Source organism: Paenibacillus baimaensis (assembly GCF_025567575.1).
Genome location: NZ_JAOQIO010000089.1, coordinates 76892 through 92204 on the forward strand (window position 1 = coordinate 76892; position 15313 = coordinate 92204).

Annotated in this window: 13 protein-coding genes and 1 pseudogene; 8 read left to right on the top strand and 6 right to left on the bottom strand. The window is 43.8% G+C overall.

The annotated features are described in order from the left end of the window. Positions 1-113 precede the first annotated feature (113 nt). Both OB236_RS22905 and OB236_RS22910 read left to right on the top strand, forming a co-directional pair. Complete coding sequence (locus tag OB236_RS22905) at positions 114-995, top strand: AraC family transcriptional regulator (protein WP_262686156.1); 882 nt, start codon at positions 114-116, stop codon at positions 993-995. 30 nt (positions 996-1025) lie between these two features. Further along, a complete protein-coding gene (locus OB236_RS22910; RefSeq protein ID WP_262686053.1) occupies positions 1026-2021 on the top strand; it encodes a phosphotransferase family protein in 996 nt (331 codons plus the stop codon). Between the two features lie 23 nt (positions 2022-2044). On the opposite strand, the gene OB236_RS22915 is transcribed toward OB236_RS22910, so the two are convergent. After that, positions 2045-2557 carry a DoxX family protein gene (locus OB236_RS22915; RefSeq protein WP_262686054.1) on the bottom strand — a complete coding sequence of 171 codons (513 nt, stop codon included), beginning with the start codon at positions 2555-2557 and terminating at the stop codon, positions 2045-2047. A gap of 214 nt (positions 2558-2771) precedes the next feature. Further along, entirely contained in the window at positions 2772-3680 is a 909-nt protein-coding gene (locus OB236_RS22920) for an AraC family transcriptional regulator (RefSeq protein WP_262686055.1), read from the bottom strand. Between the two features lie 142 nt (positions 3681-3822). Here OB236_RS22920 and OB236_RS22925 point away from each other — a divergent pair, with 142 nt between their 5' ends. From OB236_RS22925 to OB236_RS22935, 3 genes are all read left to right on the top strand, one after another. Beyond that, positions 3823-4611 (top strand): sugar phosphate isomerase/epimerase family protein, encoded by a 789-nt coding sequence (locus OB236_RS22925; protein WP_262686056.1) that lies wholly within the window; start codon positions 3823-3825, stop codon positions 4609-4611. Positions 4612-4628: 17 nt separating this feature from the next. Continuing rightward, positions 4629-5237: a hypothetical protein gene (locus OB236_RS22930; protein ID WP_262686057.1), complete on the top strand. Its 609-nt coding sequence runs from the start codon at positions 4629-4631 to the stop codon at positions 5235-5237. A gap of 134 nt (positions 5238-5371) precedes the next feature. Continuing rightward, the gene (locus OB236_RS22935; protein WP_262686058.1) at positions 5372-7600 is read left to right on the top strand and encodes an ATP-dependent helicase; all 2229 of its coding nucleotides are present in this window, start codon (positions 5372-5374) and stop codon (positions 7598-7600) included. Here OB236_RS22935 and OB236_RS22940 read toward each other — a convergent pair. Next, positions 7588-8721 (bottom strand): annotated as a pseudogene (locus OB236_RS22940) (FtsW/RodA/SpoVE family cell cycle protein). The gene OB236_RS22935 and the pseudogene OB236_RS22940 sit on opposite strands and share 13 nt — an antisense overlap. Before the next feature lie 203 nt (positions 8722-8924). On the opposite strand from OB236_RS22940, the gene ytaF reads away from it, so the two are divergent. Continuing rightward, positions 8925-9533, top strand: coding sequence for a sporulation membrane protein YtaF (gene ytaF, locus OB236_RS22945; RefSeq protein WP_262686059.1), 609 nt, complete (start codon positions 8925-8927; stop codon positions 9531-9533). 254 nt (positions 9534-9787) lie between these two features. Here the strand turns inward: ytaF and OB236_RS22950 are convergent, their stop codons facing one another. Genes OB236_RS22950 through OB236_RS22960 form a run of 3 tightly spaced genes read right to left on the bottom strand, consistent with a single transcriptional unit; the run spans position 9788 to position 11967 of the window. After that, a complete protein-coding gene (locus OB236_RS22950; RefSeq protein ID WP_262686060.1) occupies positions 9788-10747 on the bottom strand; it encodes an aldo/keto reductase in 960 nt (319 codons plus the stop codon). Positions 10748-10782: 35 nt separating this feature from the next. Next, positions 10783-11178 (bottom strand): MerR family transcriptional regulator, encoded by a 396-nt coding sequence (locus tag OB236_RS22955; protein WP_262686061.1) that lies wholly within the window; start codon positions 11176-11178, stop codon positions 10783-10785. A gap of 51 nt (positions 11179-11229) precedes the next feature. Then, a complete protein-coding gene (locus tag OB236_RS22960) occupies positions 11230-11967 on the bottom strand; it encodes an SDR family NAD(P)-dependent oxidoreductase (RefSeq protein WP_262686062.1) in 738 nt (245 codons plus the stop codon). A gap of 130 nt (positions 11968-12097) precedes the next feature. On the opposite strand from OB236_RS22960, the gene OB236_RS22965 reads away from it, so the two are divergent. Then, positions 12098-12688 carry a TetR/AcrR family transcriptional regulator gene (locus OB236_RS22965; protein ID WP_262686063.1) on the top strand — a complete coding sequence of 197 codons (591 nt, stop codon included), beginning with the start codon at positions 12098-12100 and terminating at the stop codon, positions 12686-12688. Between the two features lie 237 nt (positions 12689-12925). Next, positions 12926-15196 carry an nSTAND3 domain-containing NTPase gene (locus tag OB236_RS22970; RefSeq protein ID WP_262686064.1) on the top strand — a complete coding sequence of 757 codons (2271 nt, stop codon included), beginning with the start codon at positions 12926-12928 and terminating at the stop codon, positions 15194-15196. The last annotated feature ends 117 nt before the right edge of the window (positions 15197-15313 follow it).

Genomic DNA, 15313 nt, shown 5'->3' on the forward strand with positions numbered 1-15313 from the left:
TGTATGCGTTGTATCGTTCAGTATACAGGATTTTAACGCTCACCAATGTAACTCCATTGTGGTAAAATGTTGTTGGATTGATATTTTTGGGAGGGAACACCTTCGTGAACAAAATGGAGTATATCGCACTCGGTCCGGATCACTGTACATTTACTTTTAAAAAGCAAACAGTCGGCGACTTCCCCGGATATTATCATTACCATCGGGGGCTTGAGTTTTATTATGTGCACCAGGGTAAAGGCCATGTTGTGCTGAATCAGCGCATTTATGAGCTGCAGCCGGGTAAACTGTTCATTTATCGTCCTTATCAGCTTCATAAGCTGCACGTAGATACCGATGAAGCTGAGCCCTACACACGCAGTATCATCTTGTTTGAGCCGGCTGTTTTTGAGTTATATGTCAAACCGTATCCCAAGCTTCACCAATTATTTATGAGTTTGTGGAAGGAGGAACAGGAGCTGCAGGTGTATGAGCTGAACCCTTTTCACGATATGCTGATCCCGGTTATGGACCATTACGCACAGCGGCTGCGGGATACGAAGGATGGCGAGAAGGCACCTGTATTTGCACTGCTCCTGCTGCAATTGCTGGAGACTATTCATCCCTTGTGGAAGCAGGGCACGACGCTTAGCAAGCTGAGGTCGAGAACGCTCAAGCATTCGGAAACGATCATGGAATGGGTGGAGGAGCGATATGCAGAGGAGATTGGACTGGAGTGGATTGCAAGCAAGCTTCACCTGTCCAAGCATCATGTATCCCGATTATTCCGCAAGGAAACAGGAAGCAGTATTACCGAATATATTGCTAACAGACGAATTCGACAGGCTTGCTCATTGCTGGGCAGCACTTCTTTATCGATACAAACGATCGGACAGCGGGTTGGGCTTCACAACACCTCGTACTTTTGCCAGCTATTTCGAAGCATGACGGGAGTTTCCCCGCAACGCTTTCGTAAAGAGATCGATCCGTGGCATGATTTGGCAAGCAAGGGTTAGAGCCTATTTGAGGGAGAAGGTGGTTGGAGTATGAAAGAAGCGGGTGAGATTATGAAAGAAGGCTGGGAAAGAGCGGTGTCGCCCCTTTCTCTTGACCTGAGGCAAATGAATGAAATCGTCAGACCTGCCTTTGGGGGCAAACGGGTCACCTCCGCTGAACGCATAGGAGTCGGATGCAGCAATTTCAACTACAAAATCCAGCTGGAGGATGGCGTCGATTCGTACCTGGTTCGTATATTCAGTAGGGGAAAAGAGGTTGCAGATAAAGAGCTGGCCATCGCACAACTCGTACGGCAAGCCTTACCTGTTGCTGACTTCCTCTATGCCGATACGAGCTGCAGCGCGTTCGATAAACCATGGGCTGTGCAGGAGTGGAAGGAGGGATTTTTGTTAAGCGATGTGTTTAAAAACGGAACCCTTGAGGAACTCACATCGGCCGCAGCCTCAGTCGGCACCACGCTTGCCAACATCCACAGCTTTGCGTTTCCTGATTCGGGCTTTTTTGACAAGGAACTGAAGGTAACTCAGCCATTCAGCATGAACGGTGAGCGGTTTCTCTCATTCATCGAACAAAGCCTTTTTCATGAACCATGCGGCAAATGGCTGGGCGATGAGCTTACACAAGCGGTATGGTCCTACTGCCAAACCTATGGCCCTTTATTGACGGAGAGTCAAGAAAGGCCTGTTCTTGTTCATTCGGATTTCAATGGCTTGAATATATTGATGCAGCATGGATCCACAGGATGCTCGGTGTCTGCTGTACTTGATTGGGAGTTCGCCTTTGCCTGGAGTCGGTACGTGGATATTGCCAACATGCTAAGGTATGAACAGGAGGGCTCAGCCTTTGAACAGCATTTTATTCGAGGCTATCAGGAGCAAGGCGTGGTGCTGGAGCCTAATTGGCGGCTGCTTGCGAGGCTTGAGGACCTCGTTGCCTTGTGCGATATGATGAACACCTCCACCCTGGATACCCCTAACCGAATGCGTGATCTGAGGAGCTTGATCGTCGGAACCGTCCTGTCCTGATATGAATCTGTTGGCAGCCTATCCTATTGTGCGACAAGCTTGCGGCTGGACGGACGCAGTGCCCACGACGCGATGACCAGTGCCAGGAAGACGAGCGGTTGGGCGGTGAGAGCAAGGCCGTCACCCGACAATGCATGGGATGCAGCCGCACCGCTGAGTTCGAAGAAAAAACCTGCATAAGCCCATTCCTTCAAACGCGGAAAGCGTGGGATCACGATAGCAATCACACCCAGAAGCTTCCAGACACCCAGGATGGTAGCTACATAGACGGGATAACCGAGCTGGTTCAATACGGCCACCTGCTGCTCGCCGTGGGTGACGAACAGGAAGCCGCCGATGACGAAGCTTGCTGGACCGAATATCGTAGTTACCCAATAAAGAATCGTTTTCATTTTTCCATTTCTCATTGTGAAATCTCCTTTTCTTACCTGATTAATTGTATTCCATCCTACAACTAGAAGACCGGTGAATAAGTCTCGCTGCGCGGCCAAATATCCTTCCGGGGTATTGCTTACGAAGCCAGTTTGCTTTAGCAAACTCTCAGCTGTTGAAATCGTGAAATTAGATGAGATTAAGCGGTTTATTCACGATTTCAAAGGCGAACGCTTACGCTTCTCCAGGATCATTTGGCCGCTGCGCTCGTTCTTCACCGAACTTCTAGAGTTTATCATAAAACATAGATTTGGGTTTCTTGTGGATTGCTAACAAAAAGGATGCAGCGCTTAGTAAGCGGCATCCTTTTGTGTCTGATCAGGCATTTTTATGTTTGATAGGAATGTAGATATCCATTTGTGCATCTGGCTTGTCGGGGTGACAGCGTTCATCGTAAAGCTCGAACTCCGGTGTCCCGGCGTGCTCGTAACCGGAATGCGGAAACCATTCCGCGAAAATCGATTTCCATGTGCTTTGTATGGAGGGGGAGAACTGATCATGCGGAACTTTCGGTGTTGTAAACACGGCATATTCGGCGGACATGAACTCACGACATACCAGGCCGTCGGGAACCCCTTCGAAATGTTCAGCTTCCATGCCGATCAAATAAGTGAAGGTTCCCGAATCCATATCGAAGCTGTGGCAAATCCCAAGCTCGACAGGGCTATCTGGATGGATGCGGTTCGGAATGGACCTGGACCAACCGTTCTGAAGATATTGCTGCCAAAAAGCCGGGATTTGCTGCAGGTTCTCCCCATTATTGGTTGAAGTGCGAATCTCATAACCTACAACTTTAAAAGCAGGTTTGGTGATGATGCGGTATTCCATACGAATGCCTCCTAAATAAGGATTGTACTTACGTTGAAGCACGTTCAGCTTTGAATACTTGGGTGGTCGGATCCCTTTCTTGCGGTAATCGGTTGGCGTCAGTTCGAACATGCGCTTGAAGGCACGAGTAAATGTTTCATGATTGTGGAATCCGTTCTCCAGCGCAATGTCAAGCATCCGTGCATCCGTGTAGGCTACCTGATAAGCAGAGAGCGCCAATCGTCGTTTGCGCACGTATTCCATCACCGTAACCTCCGCCATGGATAGGAAGACGCGATGAAAATGATAATCGGAGAGCCTCGCAACCTGCGCCAGTCGCTCCAGTGACAGCTCCTCGGCTATATGTGCCTCCACGTAATCGATGGTCGCTTGAATCTGCTTCAGATAATCTTCCTTCATGCGATCGGATGGCCTCCCTTTGTCTCCATTCTAGACGGTATTCGCGTTTACTTCTTGATAATTCTTGCTATATTTGAGTTGAAGGACAAGATAAGGCAGCAGCTGTTATAATAGGGCTAGTCCTGATCGAGGAGGGATGCATATGAAGTTCGGAATGCCTACATTGGTACAATACACTTCCATTGCTGAAAATGTCCAGTTGTGCAAAAAACTGGGTTTGGATTTTATCGAATTAAATATGAATCTGCCTATCTGCATACCCGAAAATTTAAGCTTTTCAGAAATAAGAACCTATCAAGAACAATACGGCGTGGAGTTTACGATACATCTCCCCGAAGAATTGGATGTATCCTCCTATCACCCTTCAATAAGGAAGGGGCACTTGGAACGCTGCAGACAAGCGATGGAATGGGCCCATTTATCAGGCATCCAAACCTTGAACATGCATATGAATAATGGGATTTATTTTACCCTACCGCAGACAAAAGTCTGGATCAATGAGCAGTACGAAACCAATTTTAGGGAATTGCTTCAAGATTCGTATGCAGAGTTTTATCAAATAGCTGCAGCCTATGATGTAGCCTTATGTATTGAGAATACAGGCAATTTTCAACTTCCTTATATTCGAAAAGCTCTTGATCAGTTAAGTGCTTTCGATAACTTTTATTTGACCTGGGATGTTGGTCATGATGCCAAAGCGGGCTTTGCAGAGGAATCGTTCTTCGCTCATTACAATAATCGCATTCATCATATGCACCTGCATGATTATAATGGCAAGTCAGATCATCAAGCTTTATATACGGGCATCGTACCTATAAATGACAGATTGGAATTTGCCCGGACACATGATTGTTCGGTCGTTATTGAAGTGAAAACGAGTGATTCCTTGGCACAATCCGTAGCTAGCCTAAGGGGAAATGGATTTCTATAATAAAGGAGACTACGACGATGGGTTGGGGTGAAATGCAGCTGATACCGAATGAATATAATGATGAATTTAGATCCATTGACGAAACCATCCTGAGACTTCTGAATGAACGCAAGCTGCTTGCTAACGGCAAACGGTACTTTCCGACAAAAGAAATTATGGAGGAATGGGCGACAAGCTATGAGTTGGACATTCCCACAATCAGTTGGCTGATGCACAGTCTTAATGAGAGAAGCCAGCCCAAGATGCCGAATGAACCAGGCGAACTGCTGAGTGTATTACCCATTATGAAAAAGGCAGTTGTCGATGGCTTTGAATATTCTTTGACACATGCCATGCAGCATAAGAACGCAAGTATTGTCTTTCTGGAAATTGAGCAAGTACAAGGTGAAGAAATGAATGGTCATGTTCGCCCGCAATTGCTGCTGGAAGTAAAAGGGAATCAGGAATACTATGTTCGTAGAAACGGCTCCCACGGCGGCGGGGGACAAGCTCAGGTACGCTTTATGGTCACGCCGCCGCTACCTAATAATATCAATGAATGCAGCTTAGGCTTGATTCCATATGCAGCTCCCATGGAGTATCCACCTAAGGAGATTATTTTGGATCAAGAGGTTGTTTTTGAATAAGATTCATTTACCTTTATCATTTCGATTCAGGATAATGCTATAATCAGGCATATAAGAAAATGCATAATGACCACTGAAAGTATAAGGGATGTACATGTTCAGCAAGGGGTCTTTTGAAAGGGAATATCACGATCATGATGAAACAGGAAGATTTTTTTGTCCGCAAGCATAACGAAATTGGTGTGTCTCTCAGTGAAATTCAGAAGCAGGCGGTCCGGCAAACGGAGGGTGCCCTGCTTCTTTTGGCGTCGCCGGGATCGGGGAAGACGACTACGATTATTATGAGAATCGGCTATTTGATAGAGGAAAAGCGTGTGCATCCATCACGGATCAAGGCCGTTACCTTCAGTCGAGCCTCAGCGGCGGATATGAAAGAACGGTTCAAACGATTTTTCCCTGAGCTACCGCCTGTCGATTTTTCTACTATTCATAGTTTGGCCTTTGAGGTCGTTCGTGAGCATTTTCGCAAAACGAGAATAACCTATCATTTGATTGAAGGGAATATGGAGCATGAGGAGCAGGGGAAAACGAGGATGGATGGGCTGCCGCTGCACAAAAAGCTGATCCTGCGGGACCTGTATACCAGACTCCATAACGAACCGATTACCGAGGATCAAATGGAGGAGCTGACCACCTACATCAGCTACATCAAAAATAAAATGGTTCCTGAAGAATCGTGGCCGCTGGTCAAATGCGAGGTGCCCAAAGCGGATCGGATCCTGTGGGAATATGAGCGCTTTAAACGAACAGGTACCGACAAGCTGCTGGTCGATTATGATGATATGCTGACACTATGCAATGAGATTATGGAGAGAGATCGAGAGCTGCTGAAGAAATATCAGCACAGGTATGACCATATATTGACTGATGAAAGTCAGGATACCTCGATGGTGCAGCATGCTATTATCGAAAAGCTGGTGCGTGAGCATGGCAATCTGTGTGTGGTCGCGGATGATGACCAATCGATATACAGCTGGCGTGGTGCGGAGCCGTCGTATTTGCTTAACTTTAAAGAAGCTTATCCGAAGGCTGTAGCGCTGTTCATGGAGCAGAATTACAGATCGTCTCAAGATATAGTCAGTGTGACTAATCAATTCATTAAGCGTAATCAGAATCGGTACGACAAAAATATGTTTACAAGCAACCCTTCACACAAACCGATTCTGATCAGAAGCTTTGCCGATTATCAATATCAGGTCAAATATTTGATTGAACAGGTTCAAGAGGTGGACAATCTGCGGGATGTTGCCATTTTGTACCGCAACAATGCTTCATCGGTCATTTTGATTAATGAATTTGAGCGGGCGGGTATTCCTTTTTATATGAAGGATCACGATCTGCGTTTCTTCTCCCATTGGGTTGTGAAGGATATTTTGAATTTCATGCGGATGACCTTTACGGACAAGCGTGCCGATATTATGGAAGCTATTCATACCAAAATCAGCGGGTACATTACGAAGCAGCAAATGTCCGTTCTGAAGGAGATCAATAATAACGAATCCGTCTTTGATAATTTGCTGAATCATGTGGAGCTGCAGGATTATCAGCGAAAAATATTGCTGGAGTGCAAGGAAACCTTGGCTCAGATGAAGGATATGCCGCCGCTGAATGCGATCCAGGTAATACGTACCAGACTGGGTTATGAGAAAGCGATTGAGAAGCTGAGTGAGCGGCTCGGATTCCGCAAGGATACAGTGATCGGGATTCTGAACACGTTGGAAGGGATCGCCACCACCTTGGACACGATGACCGATTTTGCTCAGCGTCTGAAGCATCTGGAGTCCGTCATGAAGCAGTCCAAATTCCAAAGAGAGGACAATGTCGTCACATTCTCGACCTTGCACAGCTCCAAGGGTTTGGAATTTGAACGGGTATATATGATCGACCTGATTGATGGAATTCTGCCTTCCTCTGAAGATATCGAGAAGCAGGCGAAGGGGGATTTGGCGCTTATGGAGGAGGCAGTCCGCTTATTTTATGTAGGCATGACACGAACCAAATCGCAGCTGGAGCTGATTACCTACAAAGAGCGTGATGGAGAGAAGGTTAGCGGGTCTCAATTTGTGACGGCCGTTCAGCATATCCTGAGTCCTCCCAAGCCGATCTCTCCCCAAGATAAATCTGTGAAACAGGTGAAGCGCAAATCCGATATTCCCGACAATCCCAACGCGATCAAACGTAAGGCGGATCTGGGCGTAGGGCAATTTGTAAAGCATCGGGTTATCGGTCATGGGGAAATTACGAGCATCGAGGAGGATCGGGTACACATTCGTTTTAAAACGGGAATTAAAGCTTTATCGATTACCATGTGTATGGAGCTCGGCGTGTTGGAGCCGGTGGATGGAACTCCTCAGTCGGAGTAGATTCTTTCTGGAGTCTGATGGATTTTAACACTTAAAACCAGGCCCATCGAGATCATATTTGTCAGTAGTGAGCTGCCTCCATAGCTGATAAACGGCAGTGCAATGCCTGTTTAGGGCATTAACCCGATATGCATGGCAATATTTTCAAAAATTTGCAGCGTAAACATCGATATAACACCTATGACGACGTAGGTACCTTCTAATTCTGAGCGATTGATCGCGATTCGGATCATCCTATAAATTAGGATAAAATAGAGCAGCAGCAGCGCGGAGGCACCAAGAAAGCCGAATTCCTCACCGATAACAACAAAGATCGAGTCAGCGTAATCATAAGGAATATATCCTCTGTGCACCAACGTACCCTTTTGATAACCATCTCCTGTCAGCTGCCCGGCAGAGATAGCCTTGATGGAGTTTACGACGTGCCAGCTATTGTCAGGATCGTTTTTGGGGTCAAGGAACGTCTGAATCCGCTGCATTTGATGCGGCTTCACTATTTTGGAAAACAGCGGAGATCCGGACAAGTAGAGCGTTGTTACTCCTGCGACAAGAACACACACGGCAACAAGGCCTATAATGACGTGAGTCAGTCGAATATTGCCGATCCAGATCATACCTACAAATATAGCAACAAATACAATCGAGGTTCCAAGGTCCGGCTGTTCAAGCACAATGAAAAAAGGAACAAATACGATAGCGGCCATGGGAAGGAGATCCTTGAATAAATGCAGGGAATGACCTTCTCTTTTTTTCATCCATTTGGCGAGCAAGACAATAACGCAAATCTTCATGATTTCCGAAGGCTGAAAGGCCATAAAACCGATGTTCAGCCAACGTTTGGACCCGTTGATATCCATCCCTTTAGCCATAACTAACAAGAGCAGGATAATGCCAATGACGTAGATAATGATCGAGAGATGATTGACAATGATTCTGTAGTCGATAAGAGCAACACCGATCATCACAATAAAAAGCACACTGAAGGTAACGGCATTGTTAATATGCAGTCCATTGTAGCTGGTTCCCGCAGTGGCACTGAATATAACAGCCGTACTTATGATGAGGAAGCTGAATAAGACCCATAAGATGGGCTGATCCAGCTTTTTTAATTTTTCTTTCATATGATCACTCCGTCAAACATGATGTTGTGGTGCAAGCTCCTGCATGATACCGAGTAGTCCTGCCAAGTGAAGGCATGACTATTTCCTTATACCGCTGGCAAGTCAGTTTACGGGGGCGTGATGTCCCACAAGCAATCACCATTTGGGCTGGGCGGCATAAGGTAGGAGATGGTATTCATTATGGATGAAATGGGGGCATCTACATGCATTGGATTTCTATTATCTTCATTGCTTTAGCTTCCAATCTGGATAATCTTGGAATAGGTATCTCATTCGGCATCCGCTCGACCAGGATACCGGCATTATCCAATGGGATTATTGCGGTTATTACGATGCTGGGTACCTATGTGTCCGTAACCCTGGGAGAATATATGACAGCCTACATGCCCGGGTTTGCAGCTAACCTGTTGGGTGCATTCATGATCTTGTTTATCGGGGTTTGGGGTATAGTAAGCAGCCGTCGGCGTGCGCAGGCTCCCGAACCGTCTGCTGCTGGCGGCCATAGTCTGATTGATGTTATCCATCAACCTGCAACGGCTGACGTTGATCTGAATAAAGTCATTTCGTGGAAGGAAGCATTAACCTTGGGCTTGGCTCTGGCCTTGAATAATATGGCGACCGGATTTGGAGCTGGAGCGACGGGTGTCTCCCCTCTATGGACGACAGTGGCTGCGGGATTATTTTCAATTGTATTTATTAGCTGTGGCACGCGGATCGGCTTGATGGCTGCCAAAACCTGGGTGAGCCAATATGCTGATCTAATCGGTGGCATCCTGTTAATTCTTATAGGTATTTACGAAATGGTAGCGTAAGCAATACACAGACTGGTAACGGCCCCGCTGTATGGTTATCGAGGGCATAGCTTTCAGTATACCGCCGCCGATGGGGGATGTACAGTACTTAACGGGTTTCAGCCAGGGATAGGAGAGCTGCTGTACAGCAGTGGCGATATGGGATTTTGTTGAAATTGAACAATCATCGATGAATAGTTGAGAGGGAGGCAATCATGCTGAAAGGCCGCCACGATATGACGGCCGATCGGATAGAGGGTTGTTCGGAGGCGTGCTTAACCTGCTGTATACAGCCGAAGCAGCTGATCCTGAGTCAGCCGGATGTTGAGGGAATCGAGATTCTCCTGAAGCTGCTCCGGCTTGCTGGCTGCGATGATGGATAGGGTAGTCGGGGTGCTCTGGAGGAGCCACGCCAGGACGATTTGATTTAGGGTGCCACCGGTTTCCTGGGCTACTTCGGATAAGACGCTGAGTCTTGCTTGAGCATCCTCACTCTCATACTGCTTCGGAAGCGGTGTATCGCTGCGGGTGTAGGAACCATTCAGTAAAGGCGAATAGGCTAGCAGGGAGAAATCATCATGGGTTTGACAATAGTTCAACAGCTCGTCATTCGCACTGATTTGGACACCAAAGTCCGCACCAGGCTTTGGTCGAAGATACGTATATCTTTGCTGTATGCAGCTGTACGGTGCCCAATGATGGGATTTGCTAATAATCCGCGCTTTCTCTACTCGCCACGTATGATGGTTGCTGCAGCCTAAGGCTCTAACTTTTCCGGCACGGACAAGCCTATCGAATGCTTCCATCGTCTCCTCAAGCGGCGTATTGACATCATCGATGTGAGCGTAATAGAGATCGACATAATCGGTCCCGAGCCGTCTCAGGCTTCCGTCAATCGCTTGTTCAATGGCCTTGCGTGACAAGCCTTCCATACTCTCAAAGCCGCCCCCTGGAATCGTCGGTTGGGCGCCTACCTTGGTTGCGAGAACGATGTGCTCCCGATTTCCCCGATCCTTCAACCATTGACCCAGCAGCAGCTCGCTTTCTCCGCCCGAGCAGCCTTCATTCCAAAATGCATAATTATTGGACGTGTCCAGAAAGCTGCCGCCAGCATCGACATATTGATCGAGCAGTCGATAAGACGTTTCTTTATCCGTACGAGATCCGAAATTCAAACATCCCAAGCCGAGAGCGCTCACTTGTATCCCTGTATTTCCTAATAACAGCTGCTGCATCCAAAAGTCTCCTTTGTAAAAATGAGTGATTGAGGTCAGCCCGTTATCGGTTTCTTTTCATGCTGCGACATTTCCCATGAACGGTAATACCCGATTTTATCACTTAGCAGAGCAAGGGTGGTTTGCAGCTCCTGGTACTGCTCAAGCAATTTACGCTCATGAGCTTCCAATAATACGCACCGATCTGCAATGGTGGAGTCCCCTTGACGGACTAAGCTGGCAAATTGCTGCATCTCGGCGATCGGCATCTCGGTAGAACGCAAGTGTATTAACAAAACAATCCACTCGATATCATTCTCCTTATAAGAACGCCGCCCGTTAGGTGTACGATGGACTGGATCCATCAGACCGATTCGTTCATAATAACGAAGCGTATGTACACTTAAATCCGTTCGGTCAGCAACCTGCTGAATCGTTAATTCCATATCCATAGTAAATGGCCTCCTCATAAATGGATCATACAAGTTAGAGCGCGCTCGAAGTCAAGCGTATAAATTTTCAATGAGTGCCCCTTGTGTAAACCGATCACCTAATAATAGCTCTTTGATTTGTTCTGCCGCAAATTGCGGAGTAGTTAGCATCCCCTTGTCTTTGACCTGATTGAAAAGAACGGAGGAAGCAAATGTTTCTTGGTCGGCATTTCTTGCCTCCTCCTGAAGATGGGTATCAATCATTCCCGGCCAGACAGATACGACCTTCACCGCGTTATCCTTGCTGCCTTGTTCAAGAGCGACCGAGCTTGAGAATACGTCCAACCCGGCCTTGGCAGTCGAATAACAGCTCATGCCGGGAACGAGATGCTTGGCAGATGCGGACGAAATATTTAATATTCTTTTATCTATGGGCAGATGGCTGGAATGATGTATGAACAATGAGGTTAAGACGATGGGGGCCAGCAGATTAATGTGGATATTGTGGATGATTTGATCTACAGGGCTGTTCTCAATGGGAGCCAATGGGGCAACGACGGCCGCGTTATTGACCAAATAGATGGATTCCGCCTTGACTGGATCGATCTTATCAAAGATGGTATTTATGACGGTTTCAATTCCGTGTGTATGATTCAAATCAAATTGGATATAATCGAGACCCTTTCTTGCAGCCAGCGATTCGTTGGGTGTTCGGGAAATACAAAAGAGATGATGTTCGTCAGAAATCAGCTGATGGGCAAGCGCTTCGCCAATACCACGGGATGTACCTGTTAGTATAAAGTATTTCATAGTTCAATACCTCCATTAATTAAATAACTGATCAGTCAGTTTATTTATATGATATAATGGGTATTATTGTCAAGTTGTCGATTAGCCGAAATACGATATACATATTTATTTACGATCCGGGGTGATTCACATGGCGCGAACTGTTAATGAAAAGCTGAGGGAGGAGCGGCGCAAACAAATCATGGATGCCGCAACTGCGATGTTCTCTCGGCAAGGCTTTGCAGAAAGCACGATTAAGGACATTGCCAAAGAGGCAGGCATTAGTCATGCATCTGTATTTTTATATTTTGCGAACAAAGAAGACTTGTTTCACAAAGTGGTTGTGGAGCACCTGGATGCAGCGAAGAAGGCGTACCAAGCGGAATTGCTTGTGGAAGGCCCGCCTTTATCCAAAATCTATGCGCTTATTGAAGGCCAGATCGAAAGGCAGTTAAAGAACACTAGCTCTATCAGTCTGATCCAGTATGTAGTTGGATATCCGGAACGGTTTCCGGCTTTGGCAGCCGATTTGAAGCAGTTTGTTGCCGAGTTTGTCGATACGTTGATTCCGATCATTCAAGAGGCTCAGCAGCTGGAGCAAATTCAATCCGGTGATGCCTATTACATGGCATGGTCATGGTTTTCTTATATTAGCGGTATTGGCATGTGTCATATGGAGTATAGCGAAGAGGGTAGTCGAGCATTGGTGACGAATGGGTTGCGGATATTTGGGCCGAAGTGAGGGCGCAATGGAAGAGAGAGGGTTCTGATTGTATGTTGGTTATACAGTGGGAATGAGGATTCCGAAAGGACTGTGGAAAAAGCCTTTCGCGAGGACTACCACCATGCCTAGGTATCAGGGATATAATGTATAAATGAAGCTTGAACTCTTGCTAAAGCATTCAATAACAATAAAAAGGAAAATGCCAAAAAATGTCGAATTATTACAAGACATTGACTTATAGGACGGTATACTGTTATGCACAACTATGACTTTTTAAATTTATCAGCAATTGAATTTGAAGATTTAGCTAGAGACTTGCTCCAAAAGCAATTAAATATATATTTGGAAAGCTTTACTGAAGGAAAAGATGGTGGAATTGATTTACGAGGTAGTACTGATAAAAAGAAGAGTCTTTTGGTTCAATGTAAAAGATATAAAGATTTTAAGTCCTTAAAATCGAATTTAACTATTGAAGTTCCAAAGGTGAAAAAATTAAATCCCCAACGTTATGTTATAGTCACATCAGTAGGTTTAACGCCAAATAATAAAGCTGAATTAGTAAAAATGTTTGCACCTTATATTTTATCTACCACAGACATATTCGGTAAGAATGATTTGAATAATTTATTAGGACAGAATAATGATATTGAAGAAAAGTATTATAAATTATGGTTGTCAAGTACGACAGTGCTGAAAGCAATTTTACAAGCAAATGTAAAAAATCGTTCAGAATTCTTGGCAGATACTATTACAAATAGTATCAAGTTATTTGTTCAGAATAAGAGTGTAAATGAAGCGATTGATATATTAAATGATAACAATTTTATTATAATTTCCGGAAATCCCGGTGTTGGAAAAACAACACTGGCTAAGATGTTAATCTTTCAATACATGTCAAAAGGATATGAGCTAGTTGAAATAACTAAGGACATTGAGGAAGGAAATAAATTGTTTTCACCCGATCAGAATCAAGTGTTTTATTATGATGATTTTTTGGGGAGCAATTTTTTGGAGGATTCCATTGCAAAAAATGAAGATAAGAGGCTCTACAGTTTCATGGAAAGAGTAAAGATACATAATAATAAAAAGTTAATAATGACCACAAGGGAATACATTCTTAAACAAGCTCAGCAGAAGTATGAAGTCTTAGGAAGACAGGATGTTGATTTAGTAAAGCATATTTTGGACTTAGAAAGCTACACAAAGATTGCAAAGGCTGAAATTTTTTATAATCATTTGTTTTTTTCGGAACTTCCAGAGGAATATATTACTTCTATAGTTTCAAATAAAGGGTATTACAAAATTATTAATCATCTCAATTATAGTCCGCGTGTTATTGAGTTGATGACATTCAGGCTTAATAAGCAGCTAATTCCTCCTGATAAATATTTAGATCATTTTTTAATATCATTGACAAATCCGAGTGAAATATGGAAATCTGCTTTTGAAAATCAAATAAGCGAATTATCAAAATATATTTTATATGCGTTGTTATTAAGTAATAGCCCGATTTCAGAAGAAGGGCTAATTCTGTCAGTAAAAGGGATGATTGCTTATGATTCTCTTAAATTCAATCTATTATTGAAGAGAGGAGATTTTTTAAACTCTTTAAAAGAGTTAGAAAATACGTTTATAAAAATAACGAGGGGAGTTAATGGTGAGAATTTTATCCAATTCCAAAACCCTTCAGTTAAAGATTTTTTAATTTACTACATTGAGTTTGATAATGATTTAATTGAAATGATTATAAATAGTATGATTTTTTTTAATCAATTATTTACCATTTTTGATCCGTATGATAGAAGAGAATGGAGTCTGTATTCGTTTGGTTCTTCAGCGTCTAGTCGTAAAATTAAGTTAAACGCAAGATTAAGAAAATGTATAGAAAATAAAATTATTATTGATTTTGACAAGATGATAATAGTCGGATATGCTCCCGAAAACTCGTATAACGAAAAGTTAATTTATATTAATCGCTATTATAACTACAGTAACAAAGATATCAATTGTTTTTTAGCTGATAAAATGAAAAATGTTGATATTACTTTATTTGAAGCTGATGAACGAGAGACATTTGTTTCAATGCTCAAAAAGCTACAACATGTATTGAACTTTAATATAACAAATTTTATTGTTAGTTATACTAATTGTATGTCTTCTTTAAGTGATGTTAGAGGTTTGATTGAACTTGCTAGTATCTATCCTGAAGAATATGCAACTTTCTATGATAAATATGGTAAAGGTATGACAGATTTAATAGCCGTAGCTATTGATGATGATGTGAGTAATGTAGATGATACCGAGGATGACATAAATGGATTAATCGGTGAAATTGAGGATGTTAGCAATTTCTTTGAAGTAGAGATGAAAAGCGTTTTTACTTATTTAATGGAAAAACTAGAAGATCTAGAAAATGATATGTCCGATTATGCCGATCATAGACTAATTACTAAAAGTGAAGAAGCATTAGATCAAAAGATTGAAGATTTGAAGATAGACAATATGTTTAACTCACTCTTAAAATAGCTCCTTTAATTACCACAACTCAAATTGTTAGGAAGTGAGTTCATGGATTTTAGTTCATTGAAAGAAATAAAAGACTTGACTAAAGGTAATAAGATAATTTGCATTTTCTCAATAAAG